Here is a 20,719-nt window from a genome sequence, read left to right as displayed (position 1 = left end):
GCCCCGTCGAATCTGGCGGGGCTATTGTTATGGTGATAAGAGAGATGTAATACGGGAGCCAGCGTGCATAGGGGAGTTCCCTGTTAAGGATGATACGGCTACGCTTACGGTAGAAAAGGGAGAGTTGGGTGTTGCTAGAAAAATTATTGGCATACAAGGAATTAGGAATAGGACTCATTGTACTTTTGGTGTTGTTTGCGCTCATCATCAGAGGACTGATACGTGGTCGCAGAAATCGGATTTTACGTGATCTGGACCCACGCAAAATTGGAATTCAGGATATAGATCGTATGGAGGATGGCTCGGAATTTGAGCTTTATTTGCAACGGTTATTATCCGCGCTTGGCTATAAGGACATCTATAAAACAACCAGTAGCCGGGATTTTGGAGCGGATCTGGTTTTTACAGACCGTGAAGGCGTCAGAGTTGTCATACAGGCCAAACGTTATGGCGTACAACATCCGGTGGGCTTGGGAGCAGTACAGGAAATTTACACCTCTATGCGTTATTATGCGGCCGACAAGTCTATCGTTATCACCTCCGGCCGTTATACGGAATCTTGTAAAACACTTGCTGCTGTCAACGGGGTTAAATTATTAGATCGTAACGACTTGATCGACATCATAGATTTATTCAAGGCTAGGCACCGCGAGGAGGTTATGGACCTATTAGAAAGTAGAGTAGATGTGATTGCTTCCAAATGGAGTGAAAGATAATCATAAAAGGGACTGAACTACTGGCGACGAGTTTGAAGGCCAGTAATCAGTCCCTTTTATTTTTTAACATGGTGCTTGTTCTTATACTGTTATCATTAGATGCCTGTCCAGACATCCTTGGCATAGCGTTTTTCCTGTTGGAGACGATCCAACCATTGCTGTGCTTCTTCTTTACTGGTATGGTGTGCTTCCGCGTAAGCAGCACAAAGGGTGTTTTCTACATCGGGAGCCATCCGGCTACCATCACCGCATACATATAGATGCGCTCCTTCATCAAGCAAGTGAATCAGAGTGTCCGCATCTTCTTTCATGACATGCTGCACGTATCTTTTGGGTTGATCGGGCAGACGTGAAAAGGCTGTATGAAGCGTAACGATTCCTTCCTGCTCCCAGGCTTGCAGCTCTTGCTTGTACAGATAGTCAAGCTTAGGATTACGGCAGCCATAGTATAGATGAGCCTGGCCGAGCTGTTCCCCTCTTTCTTTAAGTACATGGCGGGTTTGGAGGAATCCGCGGAATGGTGCCACTCCAGTACCTGGACCGACCATGATGACAGGCACCGTCGGATCTTCCGGCAAACGGAAGCCCGACTGAGGCTTACGCACAAAAATGACAATTGGATCATCTGGTTGGAGCTGCGCCAAATAGTTGGAGGCAATTCCCAGGTATTCGCCCTGTCCGCTACGGGCTGGTCCACGCACGACGCCCACGGTTATACTCGCTGAATTCTCCGATTCAAGCGGAGAGCTTGAGATGGAGTAGTACCTAGGCTTGAGTGGAGGTAACAGCGAGATAAAGTTTTCAAATGGCAGCTCGCAGGCTGGATACTTCTCCAGAATATCCAGCATCGTGACGTGCTTCTGTCGTATCTCTTGATCAAAGGTAGCATCCTCTAGCAAAGCTTCGATTTCTTTCTTGTGCGGTGGACACACTGTAAAGGATGCTAGTTGCCGTAGCTGGGCTCTCGTTGCCGGTTCTTGCAGTTCCACACTGAGAGTGAGCAAATCTCCTACGCTGACAGGCCGATCTAAGGGGAGATGCGCCGCATCCCGGTCACTGCCTCTCAATACGATGTAGTCTTGATCCTGTAACTTAAAGCGTTGCATTACTCTATTCGCCAACGAAGCAGGATTACGCGGCAAAACACCCAGATGATCACCCTCGCGATAGGACAATCCGGTTGGTAATTGGATCTCCAGATGCCGTGTACTGCGTTCACTTTCAGCAGCGTGCAATTCACGATTCGCGGTAACAACGGCAGTAGTTGCCTCATAGTTGGCCGCCAGAGGAGCGCTAAGTACGTCGCTTACAAACTCTATGCTCAGACTGCTGGTGTCCTGTGGTTCTGTATCACTGTGCTCTATGCCGAAAGCATTCAGCAATTCCGGCCATAGGCCGCGATTCCAGACTTCCCAATCCTTCTCGAAGTCACCACTGGCGTCGCCCTCGCCCCGATCATACAGTCGCTTTGCCCCTTTGGCAGCCATTAGCTCATCAATCATCCTTGGAATGCGCTGATACGTGCTGGCCCAATTCCGGTCACCGCAACCAAAGACAGCGTACCTTATGCCTGCCAGTTGGACCTCGTCTACCTGCTTCAACCATTCTACAAAGGCATCAGCATTATCAGGCGGATGTCCGTTATAAGATGCAGTCGTAATAAGTACCACGCCTTCTTTAGGCAAATGGTCCACATGTTCATTCAGAGTTGCTATGCTACTGTTAAAACCCCAATTCCGACCTAAATCGGCTAGTTCACCCGCAAGTCCCTCAGCTGTACCCAGATTCGAGCCGTACAAAGACAGCAAAGAAGTATCATGTTTTTCGGCATGAGGAGCTGCAACTTTTTGTTCCTCCTGTTCATGAAGTTCTTGAGCGGCACCCGGCAGTATGACGGCAGTCTGTGTGCTACGCGGTCGTACTTGAATGGTGAAGCCCTCAGGCTTGAGTGTGAGCGTCTCTTTGACTTTCAACTCATAATGAGTATGATCAATCAGCTCAAAATGTTTCAGTACCATACCCAGCACAAGGGTGGCCTCCTGTAAGGCAAACTGTTGTCCAATACAGGCCCGTTGACCGTTGCCAAACGGTTTATAGGCATCTTGTGGAATGGCGGATGGGTCCCCAAAGCGTTCTGGTCTAAATTCCTCAACATCTTCACCCCAAGCCTCGGTATCACGGTGCAGTTTCGGGATGAGTACATTTACACTGTCGCCCTTTTTAAGCGGATAGGTTCCGTCGAGCAGTGTATCTTCTTTGGCGAAGAGCGAGAAGGCGGGCGCTGTCGGCCATAGCCGCAGAGCTTCATTCAGTATCATCCTTATGTACTTGAGCTCACGCACCTGAGTATAGGAAGGCAGCGAATCGGTGAGCACGCGATCCACTTCTTCATAGGCTTTAGTTAGCATTCGTGGATTTTTAAGCAAATAGTAAATGGCAAAGGATAAAAGCCCACTGGTCGTTTCATGACCGGCGATGAGGAAGGTGATGATCTGATAACGGATATTTTCATCATCCAGCGTTTCACCTGTTTCCGGGTCCTTGCCTTCCAGCATACGCGCCAGTAAATCCTCTTCACCTTGGTTGCCCAGGGTTTTGCGTTCTTGAATAATGCTGTCCACCAGAGAGAACATCGTTTCGATGTCGTGTTTAAACTGTTTTTTCTTCGATAACATCAGCTTGTTTTGCAAATTGAGGCGTTGCAACTGACCCATTGCTTCATCCAGTGCGCGTGTCATACTGGTCACGAACGGATGGGGCTGGTCGCGGTAAAAGCTGTTAAAACGATAATTAAAGCCGCATAATCCGATGGTATCCAAAGTCAGCCGGGTCATATCTTCCGGTACCTCTACACTTTCATCTGGATTGAGCCGAGACCATTTCTGCACCAGCTGAACCGCAAGATCAAGCATCATATTGTGGTAACCCTTCATAGCCCGCTGGCTAAAGCTTGGTAGCAATATTTGGTGGGCCTTGCGCCAGTTCGGTTCCTCAGTCCAGCTTGTGAATAGTCCGTCTCCAGCAAAAGCTCGTACTTTTTGTAAGGGAGCCCACACCTGCTTATCGAAACGGGATTCATCACAAGCATCTGCCACCAGCTTATGATCGGAAATATAAATGTTCGTTCCTTCAGGCAGATCCATGCGAAAGATGGGACCGTACTCATTAGCAAGCTTAACCAGAGACTGGACAGGGGCATGTGTATCAATCAAGGGCAGATTTCCTAAGGGACCATATGTTTTGGGTTGTGGAATTAAATGGGTCGAAGTCATTTTAAATGTTGCTCCTTTCAGATTGAAATAGGGTGATGGTTTCAAAGTACCTATGTTTTCCAAATTACACTTTATTCTTCCGGTATAAACGAAAATAAATGAATTTGGACAGTTCGTATAATAAAAACAAAGCAAAATATACATTTTCTACATAATAAACAAAGACATCACACTTATCACACTTCTATTAACAATGAATTTACAGAAACTCTTATGAAAAAATATGCTTTTATAACCGATATAAAGATGTTGGGGATTTGCATTTTATGTTGAGGTGATATGTCATGAAGAAACGAGCTCTATTATTAACTTTTAGGTGGATTCCCATTGTCACGATCTTTGCATTATTGGTAAGTGCATGTGGGCAATCAGACGTACAAACCAAGGCCGAACCCATTAAGGTGGGAATCGTATTGTCAGATATTGGTCTGGGTGACCAATCTTACAGCGACGCGGCATTTCGGGGTTTGGTCAAGGCAAGGGATGAGGGGAAGATTGTTTTTGAGTACCGGGAAATAACGGAGACCAAGACGTATGATGCGGCTTTTGAGCAGCTTGCTCAAGAAAAAGCGGATTTAATCATTGGGTTGGGTTATATGGTGAAGGACAGTATGGAATCCATTGCCAAAAAATACCCAGACCGTAAATTTTTAATCGTGGATGAGAAATCAGATTTACCGAATGTGGCCTCTATTAGCTTCAAAGCAGAAGAGGGCAGTTTTATGGCTGGGGTCGTTGCCGGTTTGACGAGTCGCACCGAACAGGTGGGTTTTCTTGGAGGTGCGGAATCTCCTCTGTTGAAAAAATTTGAAATTGGGTACCGCGCAGGGGTGCAATCAGTCAAGCCTAATGCCAAAGTTACTGCAACGTATGCAGGAGATTTTGGAAAGCCGGAACTGGGTACGAAAATTGCAGATGACATGATTAATCAGGATCAGATTGATGTTATCTTTGCAGCCGCAGGTCTCACGGGCGTAGGTGCGCTACAGGAAGCGCAAAAACAGCAAAAATTAGCCATCGGGGTCGATAGCGACCAGTTTTTTATTGCGGAAAAGGCGGTAGTGACCTCGATGTTTAAAAATGTAGACATTGCAATTTATACAGCAGTCAAAGGCTTTGCAGATCATCAAAGAAAATTTACGGAGAAGGATATGGTGTTTGGTCTTGCAGAAGATGGCGTAGGTTTAGCGCCTATTCGTGTCGTGACACTGAGTCCGGATCAGCAAAAGTTGTTGGATGATTTAAAGGAAAAAATCAAATCCGGCACACTTACTGTTCCCACCCAATAAATTTTCGCAAACGGAGGATGAAAGCTGATGAAACTGCAAGGTAAACTGGTGCTGAATGCGATGATTTCCTTGATCGCTTGTCTGGCTTTAGTGGCATATATCATTTTTGAATTAATTCGTATTAACTCGCAAAGTAGTAATTTGGTTCCGGCTATGTTGAATGTACAGCAGCTCAATGCCTATTTGATTCAGTCGGGACAGGCGTTGCAAAATTATTCTGCTTCCATGACAGAGAGCAACAAAGCTGATGTGCAAAATCAACTGACTCAGTCTGAAAAGACGATTGCTTTGCTTTCACAGGGCATGATGCAGACCGAAGAACAGCAAAAACGACTGAATACGATTAAAACAAAATTCAGCCAATTGAAAGTAGCAACGGAGAAAGCAATGAGTACCCAAAACAGTCCGGAGTCCAAGCGGGAGGCCATGCGCGCCCAGGGGATTCAGAACGATGTTTTTATGCTGGATCTGCTGACCAAGGCACGTTATGACCAATACACAGAAGATTTGACCAAGAGCATTCGTTTTACTTGGCAATTGGCCTTAGCAGGTGCAGTTTTACTTCTGGTGGCAGTTGGGCTATATAATACATACACCTCCAGGCAGCTTGCCCTTAGAACACGTAAGTTAACGGATGCCGCAAAGCAAATTGCCGAGGGGAATCTGACCGTTCAGCTCGCACAAACGAAGGGACGCGATGAGCTGGACGAGCTCAATGAATCTTTCCGGGTAATGATCGGGAACTTGCGCAGCATTGTACTCTCCATTGATCAGGCGGGTAATCGTGTCGATCTGATGGCTCGGGATATTGATCACCATAATGAGGCCATGAAGGAAATTGTGACACAAGTCAGCACGTCAACAGAGGAACTGGCGATAGGCAGTCAGAAAATTGCTGAGGATCTGTCGTCGACAGTTGGTGTTGTGGACGAGATGCAGCAAAAGTTTGAATCGAATCTGCTGGAGACCACTCAATCGACCGCGTATAGTGAGGATGCTTTGCGTGTCATTGAGCAGGGTACGCGGGTCATGAGCGATCAACTGCGTATTGTTGCAGAAAATCGTTCAGCCATGTCCGAAGTGGAGCAGACAGTCAAGGAGCTGGAAGCTAATGCAGCCGAGATTACAACCATGACTGGATACGTATCCGAAATTGCGAGCCAAACATCGCTGTTGTCCTTGAATGCTTCTATTGAGGCTGCACGTGCGGGTGAAGCAGGAAAAGGTTTTGCTGTGGTTGCCAATGAAGTGAAAAAGCTGGCGAATCAATCAGAGTCTGCTGTAAAGAAAATTTATACCGCAGTTGACGGTATTACGCAGGCTATGGATAAAGTGAAGACTTCTGTGGCGCAAAGTCAGGAGCTGTTCCGTGAGCAGGAGAAGGCAACCTCCTCGACCGGAGAATCGTTTACAGAGATTAGTGGCAAAGTGCAGCAAATTGCCGGCCAAGTCAGCAAGCTATCAACGGACATGAATGTATCGCGAGAATTGAGCGTACAGGTGCAGCAAGCTATCGAAAATATCAGCGCAATCACTCAGCAATCCGCCGCAGGCAGCGAAGAGATTACAGCTTCCACGGTAGAGCAGAAGCGTTCATTTGAGGAATCGGCTGAGAAGGTAAAAGAGCTTCGTCAGATTCGCGAGGAAATGCAGCGGGAACTGGATCGTTTTCAGGTGGAAAAGACAAGCTAAAACCTGTGAAGCGAGTATCTGTTTTTGCTGAATAATGAATATAAGCAGCCAAAGAAGAAGTTCTACCTAACACAGGGAGACTTCTTCTTTTTTTATTTTAATGATGTACTCATATGAAGTTTTATTAAGTTTGATTTACATAGGCAGGGAATTCCAACTCTTACGTCAAATAGATTTAGGGAGAATATGTCACCACGTATATGGGCAAGAGGAAGATGGACAACGAAGTCCGGAAGGATGAAGTTACGGGAATGTTGCGACTTAAGCTTCAATTGATACTGAAAAATAAACAGACAAGACTGATTCTACTGCTCACTTTGTGTGTGTCGCTCGTGATTAGCGTGATCGGCTTGCTATCGTATTCAGGATACCGTGAAGGTTTGGATACCGAGCTGAACACACCCAATATAGAATTATTGCAAATCAATCTGGATGTAACCAATCGGGCTTTTCGTGAGTCTGATAACAAGGCGCTGGATGCAGCATATCATCCGGATGTAGAGGCTTTTGTACGTGCCCAAACGGATAGGAAATCGCTGGAAGATAACGCCTCCGTCATAGATCGGCTTCAGAAATACTTGAAAACCCTTTCTTCACACGAAGAAATTTATTCGGTTGAAGTGATTTCTTTGGACAATCATGCTCTCGTATCCAGCAATTATGGTTACATGCCTGATTGGAAGCAGGCACCGGATACCACATGGGTTCCCTGGATTCAGGACATTCAAAAAAAACCGTTGTTGATTAAGCGGAGATGGTACGGCACCGATCGTGAGCAGGGGACGTTAGAGCTGCTTTCGCTGGCCAGGCCCATAGTAGAGAATGGTCAGGTCATGGGTGCGGTGCTAATCAATCTGGATTACGACCGTTTTTTCTCCAAACTATATATTCATTTATCCAACTCGCAATACGTGTATGATCTGGAGGGCGAGTTGATCTATCCCAAGCTGAGATTGTCCTTACCCTTAAATGATATGGGCAGGGTTTTGAAAGAGCTGGATGTGAGCCCCTATGCTTATGTGGAGATAGGGAATATGGAATATATGGCGAACCAAACCTTTTCTGATGTAACGGGCTGGCGTCTAGTCTCGCTCGTTCCGATGGACAAGCTGCTAAAAAATGTAAAGCTGGCGCGCAATATGATGCTGTGGCTGGCCTTTATCTCCATACTGGCTGGGTGCTCAGCAGTTTACTATTACAACTATGCAGCTTTTCGCCCCATGAAAAAAATTAATAGCCTATTGAATTCGGGTAATAAGGGAACGCGCCAAGGAGGATTGTATGACCTGGAACCTGTGATTAGCAAACTGGTTGGAGAGTTTCATCGCAAATCATTGGTGGTAGAGCGAAGCCTGCCGGAGCTGCGTTCCAAATATATGGAAGATGTCATCCAGCGTAGAATGGGCATACAGGAAATGCGTATGAAATGGGAACAGTATTTTTCCGATTGGGACGGTAATTCTTTGTTTGTCATAATCGTGTCCATCGACCGATATTCTGCGTGGGCTGCAAGCTTTCCAGAAGAGGATAAAATGCTGCTCAAGTATGCGCTGAACAATATTTTGCTAGAGATGCTCGAACCTTACTGGAAAGCAGTATGCTCGCCGGAAGAGGAAAGTGGTTTTATTGTGCTGTTACAGTACAGCGAGAGTTCGAATGAAGTTGAAGTTGGTTCGGAGACTGCCCTCCAAGAGAGTATTTTGCTTCACAAAAGCGTTGATAGACTGATTCAGGTTGTCGGTGAGTATCTTCCTTTGACCATTTCTATAGGGATTGGTCATATGGTCACGGATATTCAAGAGGCACGGGCATCTTTTATAAAAGGAAAAGAGGCCCTTAATTTGCGTTTGTATGAGGGGTATGGACGTTCATATACGAATATGGACAGCCATATAAGTGTGAAAAAGGATAATACAGTGGATGAACAGTCAAAGGAGCAAATTCAGGATTCAACATTGTTGGACGATCGGCGTGTGGAAATAATTCATGCCCTGGAGTCGCAGGAACCGGGTGCAAGTGTAAAGCTAATCAGCCACTGGGTAGAAGAACTTCGACTCCACAGAACATCCCCAGCCCAGGTCTACTTGTTTGTTCATGAATTGCTGGAAGATTTGCTGAAATGGTGTGCCACTCAGAGTGTGACGCCGCCGGATCAGCTTGCTGATTACCACTGGAATCAGATTCTGACGCTAGACCTTCAAGACATTGAGGTATTGCTGGTCACTATGTTGACTGATATTGAAGAAAAATGGCACGGACGTATTCAGTCCAAAGATTTTGTGCGTGTACAAGAGATGATCGAATATATGGAACATCATTTGCATTTGAACATCGGGCTTCAGGAAATTGCGGATCATGTTCACATGAGCGTGTCCTCGGTGAGCAGTATGTTCAAGGAAGAAACAGGGACCACCGTTTACGATTATTTGACTGGATTACGCGTAAAAAAGGCATGCACATTACTATGTGAAACCCATTTGAAAATCGGAGAAATTGCAGAGCAGGTTGGATACCGAAATGAGAACAGCTTTATTCGGGTATTCCGCAAGCATAAGCAAGTGACCCCAGGGAAATTCAGACAAATCAGCAAATCTTCCAATGAATATGCAGATCGGTCAAAAGGTTGATACTTGGCGAAATAGAAGATAAATACGAAGATTAAGCGATAGCTGTAGCCCTTCACGTTGCGGTACATTGACTTCATGTAAACGCAAACAACAAGACCGAAAACGTTGGAGGTGAAAACGGGCGCATGACGGGCCCAGTTCATTTTTGAGAAGAGGAAACGTAATGAAGAAAAAGCCATGGCAAAAATATGTGCTGGTTGCGGCGGGAGTAGCTATGCTTTCTGCCTTGAGTATCAGTGAATATGTGGATCACCGCACCCTGCAGGATCACAGCCGTATATTTCCTACGAAGCCAATAACCCTCGTCGTTCCCTATGCAGCCGGAGGCGGTACAGATATTACCGCGAGAGCGTTGGCGAAAGCCGCCGAAAAGCATCTCGATCAGCCGATCATCGTCGTTAATCGAACGGGAGGAGGCGGTTCTGTCGGGCTGATGGAAGGGGCTGAGGCGCAGGCGGACGGTTATACCGTAACGTATCTGGTCGCTGAGCTGACTACGTTGCCTTATCTGGGACTGCTACCGCTCACCTATGAGCGATTTAAGCCGCTGCTTCAAACCAATATGGACCCTTCTGCCATTACGGTCCGGGCGGATGCACCATGGAAGACAGCGGAGGCATTTCTGGAGGATGCTGAGGCCCATCCCGGCAAACTCAAAATGGGGAATGCAGGCACAGGGAGCATATGGCACCTTGCTGCCGCAATGCTGGAACAGAAAAGTGGAGTCCGCTTTACCCATATCCCTTATGAGGGAGCAGGCCCAGCCGTCTCCGCTTTAATGAGCGGATTTGTGGATGCTGTACCCGTCAGTCCCGCAGAAGTGAAGAAATACGTGGACGAAGGGAAACTTCGCATACTGGCGATCCAGTCAGACACTATTTCGGAAGCGTTTCCAAAAGTGCCGACACTACAGCAAGCCACTGGGCTGCGTGTACATTTTATCGGCACTTGGAGAGGGCTGGCTGTGCCTAAGGATACACCGGATGCAGTTGCTCAAACGCTAACGGATGCACTGATCAAGGGAACGAAAGACGAGGAATTCAGGGAGGAAATGCGTAAGCATGGGTTGGGATTGCGTGTCCAGGATGCAGACGCATTCGCGCGACAACTGAAGGAGAGTCATGATACCTTCGCGAGACTGATTCCCGAGCTCGGTTTGAGCCGCAAGTGACACGGCCTTGTTTTTGCATTGGCAAAAACGAAAGGATTGAACGAAGTTATGAAAATCAAACAAAACATTGATAAAATTCCAGGGGGCATTATGCTGGTGCCGCTGTTTATTGGCGCGCTTTTTCATACATTTACTCCATGGGCAGGCGACTATTTTGGATCTTTTACCAAGGGGCTGATGACAGGTACGGTACCCATTTTAGCAGTGTGGTTTTTTTGTATGGGGGCTTCTATAGATGTGCGAGCGACGGGTACTGTATTGCGTAAATCAGGAACGCTCGTATTGACTAAAATCGCGGTCGCGTGGGTAGTGGCGATCATTGCATCCAGATTGCTGCCTGTTGGGGGTGTAGAAAGTGGGCTATTTGCAGGTTTGTCGGTGCTGGCGCTGATCTCGGCTATGGATATGACGAACGGCGGGTTATACGCCTCCATTATGCAGCAGTATGGCTCCAAGGAAGAGGCGGGAGCATTTGTACTGATGTCACTGGAATCGGGTCCATTAGTGACCATGATTATTTTGGGTAGCACCGGACTGGCCGTTTTCGAACCGCAGACATTTGTGGGGGCGGTATTACCATTTTTGATCGGCTTTATGTTGGGCAATCTGGATCATGATTTCCGAAAGTATTTTGGGAACGCAACGCAAGCCTTAATTCCATTTTTCGGTTTTGCACTTGGTTGTTCCATTGACTTGAGTGTCATTGTCCAGACAGGTATGCTCGGTATTTTATTGGGTATTTTTGTCATTCTCGTTACAGGTATTCCACTAATTTTGGCGGACAAATATATCGGTGGTGGCAACGGTACAGCAGGAATCGCAGCTTCCAGTACAGCAGGTGCAGCAGTAGCGAACCCAGTCATTGTCGCCAATATCAAGCCTGAGTTCCTGCCTGTTGCGCAATCTGCAACGGCCTTAGTTGCCGCTTCGGTCATTGTGACCTCGATTTTGGTACCTATTCTGACGGCATACTGGGCCAATTATATGAAGCGTAAGGAGAAATCCCGAGGAGCAGGGCCTGTAAATCCAGGGACGAATGTACCTAAATAAAGTTTGGATGATGATGGCTCAACTTATTATGGATCTTTCCATTACCCGGGAAATGCTTTTGCAGGTATACCTTCAATCCTAACATCACAAAACTTGTCCTAAAACACTTCTGCAAACATACATATGTAAGCAGAGGAGCGTGATGGGATTGGAAAACAAGGTGCGCCGATACTACCAGTTAAAGCAAAAGCAAAAAGAAATTGAAGGTGAACTGACTGATTTGCGTAATGACATTACCGCTCATTGTGCGCAGCAGGAAGTGTCAGATTGGGAAATTGGCAACTATCGGGTCAAGATTGTGCAGCAGCACCGTAAGGAATACGATCATACAAAGCTGTATGATTCACTGCCTGATCCGCAGCTATGGCGCTTGTTTTCCAAGCCGGATACGTCGAAGATTGCCAGTTTGCTTAAGCTCAAGGTCATCGCAGAGGAGCAAATAAAAGATGCTGTTTCTCTTAAAACGGTGACGCTATTGCAAGTGGATAAAAAATAAATAAAAAGAGCTGCCCCCGTTTTCGGAGCCAGCTCTTTTTATTGTCATTGTTACTAGTCTTCAACCCTCACGCTCTATAAGTTATTTATCTGACAAACTTTTTCCCACTCCTTTGAGAAAATGAATGCCAAATCCCATTGCACGGTTTACATCTGGATCATTCATCGCCTTCATAAGATCGCGCAGACGAGTCTTTTTATTCTGTTTTAGATGTTCATTGGCTTCGTTCAGGCCATTAGTAACGCTGTTTGTCAGCTTTTTCATCAGCTCGGGGTCTACCTCAGACAGCATTCCGGCTGCTCCCATGAGATTATTGATGATGTTCGTCACAGGCTTACGCGTCGCTTGTCCTACAGCGATTTTGGCGATGCTTTCTTTAGCCTTTAGCATAGACTGGGCTGCTTCGAGAAGACCACTATCGTGCAGCTCACGTACGATTTCAAGTGTCTTCTGCAGTGCCGCTCCATTGTCCGCCAGATCAGCAGTAAGCTGATCCAGCGATTGTTTTTGGCGTTCTTCTTCTGTCAAAACACGTTTTCTCACAATTGAAATAGGCTTAGCCACGGCTTGACCTCCTTATTTTTGATCCACCAAATCGACGTAACCGGGACGATTCCACTTGCGGTCCACTTCAACCCCATTTTGCGGATGACGCTTTTTGTAACGCGGATTGATACGTGGCAGTGGATTTTGACCGTCTACCTCCAAAATTTGCATCCGTACTTTGGCTTGTTTATAGGCCGGTGTGCGGGTGACCACATCGAACGCTCCTCCAGTTAACAGATTGACCGCACTATCATGGCTGGTAGAGTGCATCGGCACATAAATTTCAGTTCCTTGCACCCGGTCTGTCACCAGAACTCGTAGCTTGACCGCACCATAAGGGGATTCCAGTCGAACCAGCGATCCATTATGGATTCCGCGCTCCTCAGCCAATTCAGGTGACACTTCCACAAATACTTTTGGGAGTTTGAGCTGAATGCCTGCCGATTTGGTCGTCATATTTCCCTCATGAAACTGTTCGAGCAGTCGACCATTATTTAAGGTCAGATCGAATTCAACAGGGTACTCTTTTGGTGGTACATATTCGAAAAGTCCCAAACGCGCTTTTTTATCTGGAAAGTTAAAGCCGTTGGTGTGCAGCAGCGGTGTATTGCTACCATCCGGCGATCCCCAGTGGAAGCTGTTCCAGCCTTCCAATACGTCATAATTACATTGGGAGAAAAATGGAGTGAGCGACGCCATTTCCTCAAAAATTTCACTTGGATGGCTGTAATCCCAATCAAATCCCATATGCTTGGCAAATTGGCTGAAAATCCACCAATCCGGTTTACTGTCTCCCATAGGGCGGAGTGCTTCGTATAAACGCTGGACACGACGTTCAGTGTTCGTAAAGGTTCCGTCTTTTTCGAGTGAAGGTACGGCTGGCAAAATGACGTCAGCGAATTCAGCTGTCTTGCTCAGAAATACATCTTGAACGACAAGGAAATCCAAATTCGCCAGCATTTCTTGGGTATGGTTGGAGTCGGCATCCACCCATGCCATCTCTTCTCCAGCGATATACATCGCTTTGAGCTTACCTGTTTCAATGGCTTCTAGCATCTGAATGTTGTCCAGTCCGCGCTGACCTGGGATTTGTACACCGTAGGCCGCTTCAAACTTGGCACGAATGTCATCGTTCGTCACGGGCTGATAGCCCGGGAAAATATCCGGCATCGTACCCATATCGGCAGCACCCTGAACATTGTTATGTCCGCGAAGCGGATATGCGCCTGCACCCGGACGCATAAAGTTTCCAGTCACCAGCAGCAGATTGGCAATCGCAATCGAAGTGTAAGAGCCTGCGATGTTTTGCGTCACACCCATGCCCCAGCAAATGGCAGTGCCGTCGGCTTCGTGAATCATAGTCGCTACCTGAATCAGTGTCTCTTTGGAAATACCAGTTTCCTGTTCGGCAAAGTCCAGGGTGAATCGCTCTAGCAATTTCAAATATTCAGGATAGAAGTTTACATGCTCTTCAATGAATTTTGCATCATGCCAGTTTTGCTCAATGATGTATTTGGCTACAGCGGATAACCATACATAATCAGTACCTTGCTTCGGACGAATGAACAGATCAGCGCGTTCTGCCATTTCATGCTTGCGCAGGTCGACCGAGATTAACTTTTGACCGTGCAGCTTATGCGCACGTTTGATACGCGTAGCCAGCACGGGATGACCTTCTCCCGGCGCGCAACCGACCAGCATGACCAAACCTGCTTTGGCAATATCTTTAATCGTACCGCTGTCTCCACCGATGCCTCCGGTGTATTGCAGCCCCCATGACGCAGGAGATTGGCAATACCGTGAGCAATTATCGACGTTATTCGTTTGGAAGACCTGACGAGCCAACTTCTGCATCAAATAGTTTTCTTCATTGGTAAATTTGGACGAAGAAATAAAGCCGAGTGCTTCGCCACCGTAAGTTTCTTGAATAGCTCCCATTTTACTGGCCATCAGGCTCAGTGCTTCTTCCCAGGTTGCTTCCACAAATTCGTCACCTTGACGAATTAAAGGGGAGGTCAGACGCTGATCGCTGTTTACAAAATCCCAGCCGAATTTTCCTTTTACGCATGTCGAGATACCGTTAACAGGTCCCTCAGAGGTAGGTTGTACCTTCAAAATTTTGCGGCCTTTGGTCCAAACCTCAAAGCTGCAACCTACACCGCAAAACGTACAGACGGTTTTCGTTTTTTGCGTACGGGTTTCGCGCATCGCTGCTTCGGCTTCGGAAATAGCAAAAATCCCACTATAGCCCGGTTCCACTTCCTTTATTAAATCCACCATCGGATTTAATAAATCCTTGCTCATGCCACTCATGAAGCCTGCTTCTCCCAGCATAGATTTCTCCATCAAGGCATTACATGGACAGACGGTTACACACTGACCACAGCTAACGCAGGAGGATTCGTTAATCGCAACCCGGTCATCCCATATGACGCGAGGACGTTCAGCCTCCCAGTCGAGGGACAGCGTTTCATTAACCTGAAGGTTTTGGCATACCTCTACGCATTGGCCGCATGCAATACATTGATTGGGGTCATATCGGTAGAAGGGATGAGACATATCTACTTCTGTTGGGTCAACTTTCGGTTGATATGGATATTTTTGATGTTCAATTTCCATAAGCTCTGCTGTATTATGCAAAGTACAATTACCGTTGTTATTATCGCATACGGTGCAGTAGAGGAGATGATTTTCCAGCAATCGGTCCATAGCCTCGGTTTGAGCTGCTTTCGCGCGATCCGAATGTAAATGAATATTCATTCCATCCGAAGCCAATGTCGAGCAAGAACGCATAAGTTTTCCGTCCACTTCCACGATACATGTGTCACAGGTACGGATCGGATCGACTTCGGGAACGTAACACAGCTGGGGATGGGCGATATTGTTTTCGTTAATCACTTCAAGAATCGTTGCGCTGCTCTTCGTTTTCAGTTCCTGTCCGTTTAATGTAATTTTGATCGTACTATCAGTCACGGTTCAGGCTCCTTTCAGATTTTAAATTTAAAAATTAGGAATAAAAAAACTCCACCATAAACACAAGTGCTCATGTTCCAGCACTTGTGTTTATGGTGGAGTAGTGACCAAGCTCTAGGTCCTGGAGGCCAATCCGCCATTTGAATATGTATTAATAACAAACAGTACGCACCGTCTGTATATCAATAACTTCTGAATAACTTAGATATGTCATTTTCTGCATGTTATCTCGTGTAACTATAACGTAAAATTTAAGATAGTTCAACGGTACTTACTAATTTTTTAATTGATAATGATTATCGTTTGAGAAAACGAAAAATCATTGACAAACGTTCCAGGATTGCTAACAATAGGAATGTAGTCTATTTCTGAGCAATCGTAAATGGAGTGTGCGTGGGAATCGCGTATATTTTATTTGTCGCAGCGCTTGTTAGTTTGATTTTTCTATATCGCATGATGTAGGATTTGTAAAATCCTGATGTAGATAAATTAACCGGCATTTAGCAGATTCTTCGATATTCATAAGCGAAGAAGTTGTTGTGATGCCGGTTTTTTGGTTCAGTATAAAATGAATGGAAATACCGTTCCGATTTAAAGGGTAAAGAGTTTTATTAATGAAGACGGATTGAGGTGAACAGGATGGCGAACCGGAGCGACGATCAATGGAATCGTCCGTTACGGGACTTAAGAATATCCGTCATAGACCGATGTAATTTTCGGTGCCGATATTGTATGCCGGAAGAAATATTTGGCCATGACTATCCGTTTTTGCCAAAAGAGAAAATATTGACCTTTGAGGAAATCACACGCCTTTCCCGTATTTTTGTCTCGCTGGGCGTTACGAAGCTGCGTATTACTGGTGGTGAGCCGTTGCTGAGGAAAAATTTGTCCTCGCTTATTCATTCGTTAACTCAACTCGATGGGGTTGAAGATATTGCAATGACGACAAACGGCGTATTTTTGCCTAAATATGCTGCAGCACTGCGAGAGGCGGGACTGAAGAGAGTGACGGTTAGTCTGGATTCGCTCGATGATGATCGGTTCCGCCAAATGAACGGGGGCAGAAGCAGCGTAAAGGCGGTGCTGGATGGTATTGAGGCTGCGGATCAAGCAGGGATGCAGGTGAAAATAAATATGGTCGTGCAAAAGGGCTTTAACGATCAGGATATTGTTCCCATGGCCGACTATTTCCAAAAGAAAAAGCATATTTTACGTTTTGTTGAGTTTATGGATGTAGGCAACACCAATGGCTGGAAATTGGATCAGGTCGTTTCCAAGCAGCAGATCATCGAAGCCATTCACGAGCATATGCCGTTAGAGCCTGTCGCACCCCAGTACAAAGGTGAGGTGGCGACGCGCTACAGGTATCAGGATAGTGACGGGGAAATCGGTATTATTTCGTCTGTTACGGACGCCTTCTGCTCCACATGTACACGAGCGAGAATTTCTGCTGAAGGCTCCTTGTACACGTGCCTGTTTGCCTCTCAAGGGTACAAGCTTCGCGCGATGCTACGTTCCGAACAGTCCGATGACGAGATTAGAGCTTACATTGAGCGTGTTTGGAGAGACCGTACCGACCGCTATTCAGAGGAACGGCTGAATCATACACAGCAAGCAACGTCTAAAATTGAAATGTCACACATCGGCGGGTGAGCCGGAGAGCCAGCCTGTCAGAAATGAGGGAGTGGAGCACATGGAAAAGCCAGCTGAGGTGAAACGTGAGATTTTCCGTTATCGTGACGGTCAGATCAAGCGTTTTGAAGACACGGTGGTGACGGAGCATCCGGTGACCATCAAAATCAATCAGCAGGAATTTGCTACCATGGTTTGTACACCGGAGTATGTGGAGGATATGGCAGTAGGTTTTTTGGCCTCTGAAGGCGTCATTCAACGGTACGATGATATCGAAGATATTTGGGTTCAGGAAAAAGAAGGCTTTGTTCATATTAAAACCCGTCGAATGAATGAGTTTTATCAAAACTTTCATTCCAAACGGTACATTACCTCCTGTTGCGGAAAAAGTAGACAGGGCTTTTATTTTATAAATGATGCCAAAGTGGCAAAAAGAATGAATGACACCCATGTTACGCTGTCTTTTGACGATTGTTTCCGTTTGATGAATTTAATGCAAAACTCGGCACTTACGTTTCAGGAGACCGGTGGTGTTCATAATGCAGCGCTGTGTGATAAAAACGGGATGATCCTATCCAGAATAGATATCGGCCGACACAATGCGCTAGATAAAATCTATGGGCATTGCCTAAAACATGATATTGTATTACAAGACAAAATCATAGTATTCAGCGGACGCATTTCGTCTGAAATTTTGTTGAAGGTTGCGAAGATTGGCTGTGAAGTTGTTTTGTCCAAGTCAGCTCCCACAGAGCTTGCACTTGAGTTGGCTGAGGACCTGGGGATTACGACCGTTGGCTTTATACGCAGTCGTTCTCTGAATGTATATACGCATACCGAACGGATTGATGAACTGGTTGAATCTAAAATATAATATAATAATCTTCAATGTACACCGTCATAGTTAACCAGCATGGAATAAAACCTTTCGAGGTATTCATTCATGTTGGTTTTTCTTGGTACATATGTGGTGGGCAGTCACTGTACTGAAAAGGAGGGGATGTTAAATGAACTATCATATTCAAGTATTTGCTGGACTTGCGGAACAGATGGGAGGGCCTATAATTATGGTGCCTACTGAGCAAGAAACGATGACCGTTGCCGCATTAAAAGACTTGCTATCCGAGCGTTTCCCTGAATCAGCAGCTCAGTTGCAGGGTTCTTTTGTTGCCAGAAATCAAGCCTACGCCGCTCCTGAGGACCTCGTGAGTATACATGATGAGATTGCGATTATTCCTCCGGTTTCAGGAGGGTAGATTTTATTTAATAGGATAGGTGAATTCGATAGAATAGGTGCAAGGGGGCAGATCATATGCAATATCGTATTCAACTATTCGCAGATATGGCGGAGCAACTTGGTGATGTGATCACGGTAGAACTTTCACAGGAAGCGGTGACCATTGCAGACATTCGAAAAAGGCTGAATGAGCTGTACCCGGAAGTGGCTTCACAACTGCCAGGTTCTTTTTTTACCCATCATAAAAAGCTGGCTTCTCCAAATGAACTTGTGCTTCCATCAGATGCAATTGCTCTTCATCAGTCAGCATCCGGGATGAAGACGGTCGTTTCAAAATGTGGTTTATTTGCCATTACGTACGACCCGATTGATGCCGATGAAGTAACCTCAAAGGTACTCGACCCTTCTCATGGCGCCTCGCTGACCTTTAATGGTACGACTCGGGAATTTACGCAAGGTCAGCGAACGGTGTTGCTTGAATATGAGGCGTATGTCCCGATGGCCATGAACACGATGAAGCAGATTGGTGACGAAATTGCAGAACGTTGGCCTTCCACACGTACTGCGATTACACATCGGCTTGGCACGGTAAGAATTGGAGAGACGAGTGTGGTGATTGCTGTCTCAGCTGCACACCGCGATACTTGCTATGAAGCCAGCCGCCATGCCATTGAACGGTTAAAGCAAATCGTACCGATTTGGAAAAAGGAAGTGTGGGAGGACGGCTCAGAATGGAAGGGGCATCAGCTGGGTGGCTGGAACCCTCAAAGTACCCCAAAGCTTTCAAATAAGGGCGAGGACATCTAAGCTTTTAGCTTGTCTGATCAACTTGTAGCTATCAATGGATAAGTATGGAGGCGTAAATCAACGATGTCAGAAATGGACAAGATCCAGAAAATAGAAGTTGCTGCACATGCGCATGCGTCTCATGCCCGTTATTCTAGACAGGAATTATTCTCGAAAATTGGACCGACAGGCCAGCAAAATATCCGTAGTAAGCACGTGCTGATGGTGGGGGCCGGCGCACTGGGCACTGCCAATGCTGACATGCTGGTGCGAGCGGGCATCGGACGGCTGACGTTGGTAGACCGTGATTATGTAGACTGGAGTAATTTGCAGCGCCAACAGCTCTATGACGAAGCGGATGCCCGTAATCAGATCCCCAAGGCAGTGGCCGCGCAGAAGCGATTGCAGCAAACCAATTCGGACGTGGACATTCGTGCGCTAGTCCGGGACGTCTCGCTGGAGGAAATCGACGATATCGCAGCAGGGGTGGATCTCATCGTAGATGCCACTGACAATTTCGATACACGTTTGCTTATGAACGATTATGCGGTCAAGCACAGAATACCCTGGATTTACGGGGCATGTGTAGGTAGTTATGGGACAACCTTTACCATCGTGCCAGGGCAGACACCGTGCCTGCATTGCCTGCTCGGAACTGTACCGCTCGGCGGTGCAACCTGTGATACGGTCGGTGTGATTAGCCCGGCTGTACAGATGGTAGCGGCTTATCAAAGCGCCGAGGCATTGAAGCTGCTCACAGGGGACGATTCGGCTTTGCAAAATAAGCTGATTTCTTTCGATCTGTGGAACAATCAGCATCAGGCAATCCAAATCAGCGCCATGAAGAAAGCCGATTGTCCAACGTGTGGTGAGCACCCAGTGTATCCTTTTTTACAATCGGAGCATCAGGCTAAAACGGCTGTCTTGTGCGGACGAGATACGGTTCAAATCCGCCCGGCTTCGGGTGCTGTACGTGATCTGAATGAAGCGGCACGTTTGTTATCCCGTCAGGGGGGCAAAGTGGAGCATAATCCATACCTGGTATCCGTTGTTATCGGGACGCATCGAATCGTTCTTTTTCAGGATGGTCGCGTCTTAATTCATGGCACGAAGGACATCGCCGAGGCGAGATCAATTTATCACAAATATTTGGGTTGACCCAATAGATTCGACCCGTTATGAGATGTACAATGCTTCCTTATTTTCGCTATCTCATTTTGGAATTTATAGGA

Annotated in this window: 14 protein-coding genes and 1 pseudogene; 12 read left to right on the top strand and 3 right to left on the bottom strand. The window is 46.5% G+C overall.

The annotated features are described in order from the left end of the window. The first annotated feature begins 128 nt into the window (after positions 1–128). Positions 129–716, top strand: a complete 588-nt coding sequence (locus NSS94_RS16765; protein ID WP_341039685.1) for a restriction endonuclease — start codon at positions 129–131, stop codon at positions 714–716. Positions 717–811: 95 nt separating this feature from the next. On the opposite strand, the gene NSS94_RS16760 is transcribed toward NSS94_RS16765, so the two are convergent. Next, positions 812–3,988 carry a bifunctional cytochrome P450/NADPH--P450 reductase gene (locus tag NSS94_RS16760; RefSeq protein ID WP_341039684.1) on the bottom strand — a complete coding sequence of 1,059 codons (3,177 nt, stop codon included), beginning with the start codon at positions 3,986–3,988 and terminating at the stop codon, positions 812–814. Positions 3,989–4,272: 284 nt separating this feature from the next. Here NSS94_RS16760 and NSS94_RS16755 point away from each other — a divergent pair, with 284 nt between their 5' ends. The 6 genes and pseudogenes from NSS94_RS16755 (at position 4,273) to NSS94_RS16730 (ending at position 12,313) form a co-directional block, all read left to right on the top strand. Beyond that, positions 4,273–5,277, top strand: a complete 1,005-nt coding sequence (locus NSS94_RS16755; RefSeq protein ID WP_029515426.1) for a BMP family lipoprotein — start codon at positions 4,273–4,275, stop codon at positions 5,275–5,277. Between the two features lie 27 nt (positions 5,278–5,304). Beyond that, positions 5,305–6,969: a methyl-accepting chemotaxis protein gene (locus NSS94_RS16750; RefSeq protein ID WP_029515425.1), complete on the top strand. Its 1,665-nt coding sequence runs from the start codon at positions 5,305–5,307 to the stop codon at positions 6,967–6,969. A gap of 215 nt (positions 6,970–7,184) precedes the next feature. Beyond that, a pseudogene (locus tag NSS94_RS16745) lies at positions 7,185–9,631 on the top strand (AraC family transcriptional regulator). Between the two features lie 128 nt (positions 9,632–9,759). Beyond that, positions 9,760–10,767, top strand: a complete 1,008-nt coding sequence (locus tag NSS94_RS16740) for a tripartite tricarboxylate transporter substrate binding protein (RefSeq protein ID WP_341039682.1) — start codon at positions 9,760–9,762, stop codon at positions 10,765–10,767. 48 nt (positions 10,768–10,815) lie between these two features. Next, positions 10,816–11,817: a 2-keto-3-deoxygluconate transporter gene (gene kdgT, locus NSS94_RS16735; RefSeq protein ID WP_039274496.1), complete on the top strand. Its 1,002-nt coding sequence runs from the start codon at positions 10,816–10,818 to the stop codon at positions 11,815–11,817. 142 nt (positions 11,818–11,959) lie between these two features. Continuing rightward, positions 11,960–12,313 carry a hypothetical protein gene (locus NSS94_RS16730; RefSeq protein WP_029515421.1) on the top strand — a complete coding sequence of 118 codons (354 nt, stop codon included), beginning with the start codon at positions 11,960–11,962 and terminating at the stop codon, positions 12,311–12,313. A gap of 81 nt (positions 12,314–12,394) precedes the next feature. Here the strand turns inward: NSS94_RS16730 and NSS94_RS16725 are convergent, their stop codons facing one another. Continuing rightward, entirely contained in the window at positions 12,395–12,877 is a 483-nt protein-coding gene (locus NSS94_RS16725) for a DUF1641 domain-containing protein (RefSeq protein WP_209950168.1), read from the bottom strand. 12 nt (positions 12,878–12,889) lie between these two features. Next, positions 12,890–15,832 carry a formate dehydrogenase subunit alpha gene (fdhF, locus tag NSS94_RS16720; protein ID WP_340956221.1) on the bottom strand — a complete coding sequence of 981 codons (2,943 nt, stop codon included), beginning with the start codon at positions 15,830–15,832 and terminating at the stop codon, positions 12,890–12,892. Positions 15,833–16,471: 639 nt separating this feature from the next. Here fdhF and moaA point away from each other — a divergent pair. The 5 genes from moaA (at position 16,472) to NSS94_RS16695 (ending at position 20,645) form a co-directional block, all read left to right on the top strand. After that, complete coding sequence (gene moaA, locus NSS94_RS16715; protein WP_341039681.1) at positions 16,472–17,485, top strand: GTP 3',8-cyclase MoaA; 1,014 nt, start codon at positions 16,472–16,474, stop codon at positions 17,483–17,485. Positions 17,486–17,525: 40 nt separating this feature from the next. Continuing rightward, on the top strand, positions 17,526–18,338 hold the full coding sequence (fdhD, locus tag NSS94_RS16710) for a formate dehydrogenase accessory sulfurtransferase FdhD (RefSeq protein ID WP_039274507.1): 813 nt from the start codon (positions 17,526–17,528) through the stop codon (positions 18,336–18,338). A gap of 133 nt (positions 18,339–18,471) precedes the next feature. Then, positions 18,472–18,720: a MoaD/ThiS family protein gene (locus NSS94_RS16705; RefSeq protein WP_039274509.1), complete on the top strand. Its 249-nt coding sequence runs from the start codon at positions 18,472–18,474 to the stop codon at positions 18,718–18,720. A 56-nt stretch (positions 18,721–18,776) separates the two neighbouring features. Further along, the gene (locus NSS94_RS16700; protein WP_340956219.1) at positions 18,777–19,508 is read left to right on the top strand and encodes a molybdenum cofactor biosynthesis protein; all 732 of its coding nucleotides are present in this window, start codon (positions 18,777–18,779) and stop codon (positions 19,506–19,508) included. A 63-nt stretch (positions 19,509–19,571) separates the two neighbouring features. Beyond that, positions 19,572–20,645, top strand: coding sequence for a thiazole biosynthesis adenylyltransferase ThiF (locus NSS94_RS16695; protein WP_340956217.1), 1,074 nt, complete (start codon positions 19,572–19,574; stop codon positions 20,643–20,645). Positions 20,646–20,719: the final 74 nt, after the last annotated feature.

The sequence above is a fragment of the Paenibacillus sp. FSL L8-0644 genome, assembly GCF_038008165.1.
In the GTDB taxonomy this organism is placed as follows: domain Bacteria; phylum Bacillota; class Bacilli; order Paenibacillales; family Paenibacillaceae; genus Paenibacillus; species Paenibacillus polymyxa_D.
Note: the sequence above shows the minus strand (reverse complement) of the source record. Positions and strands in the feature narration are given on the sequence as shown.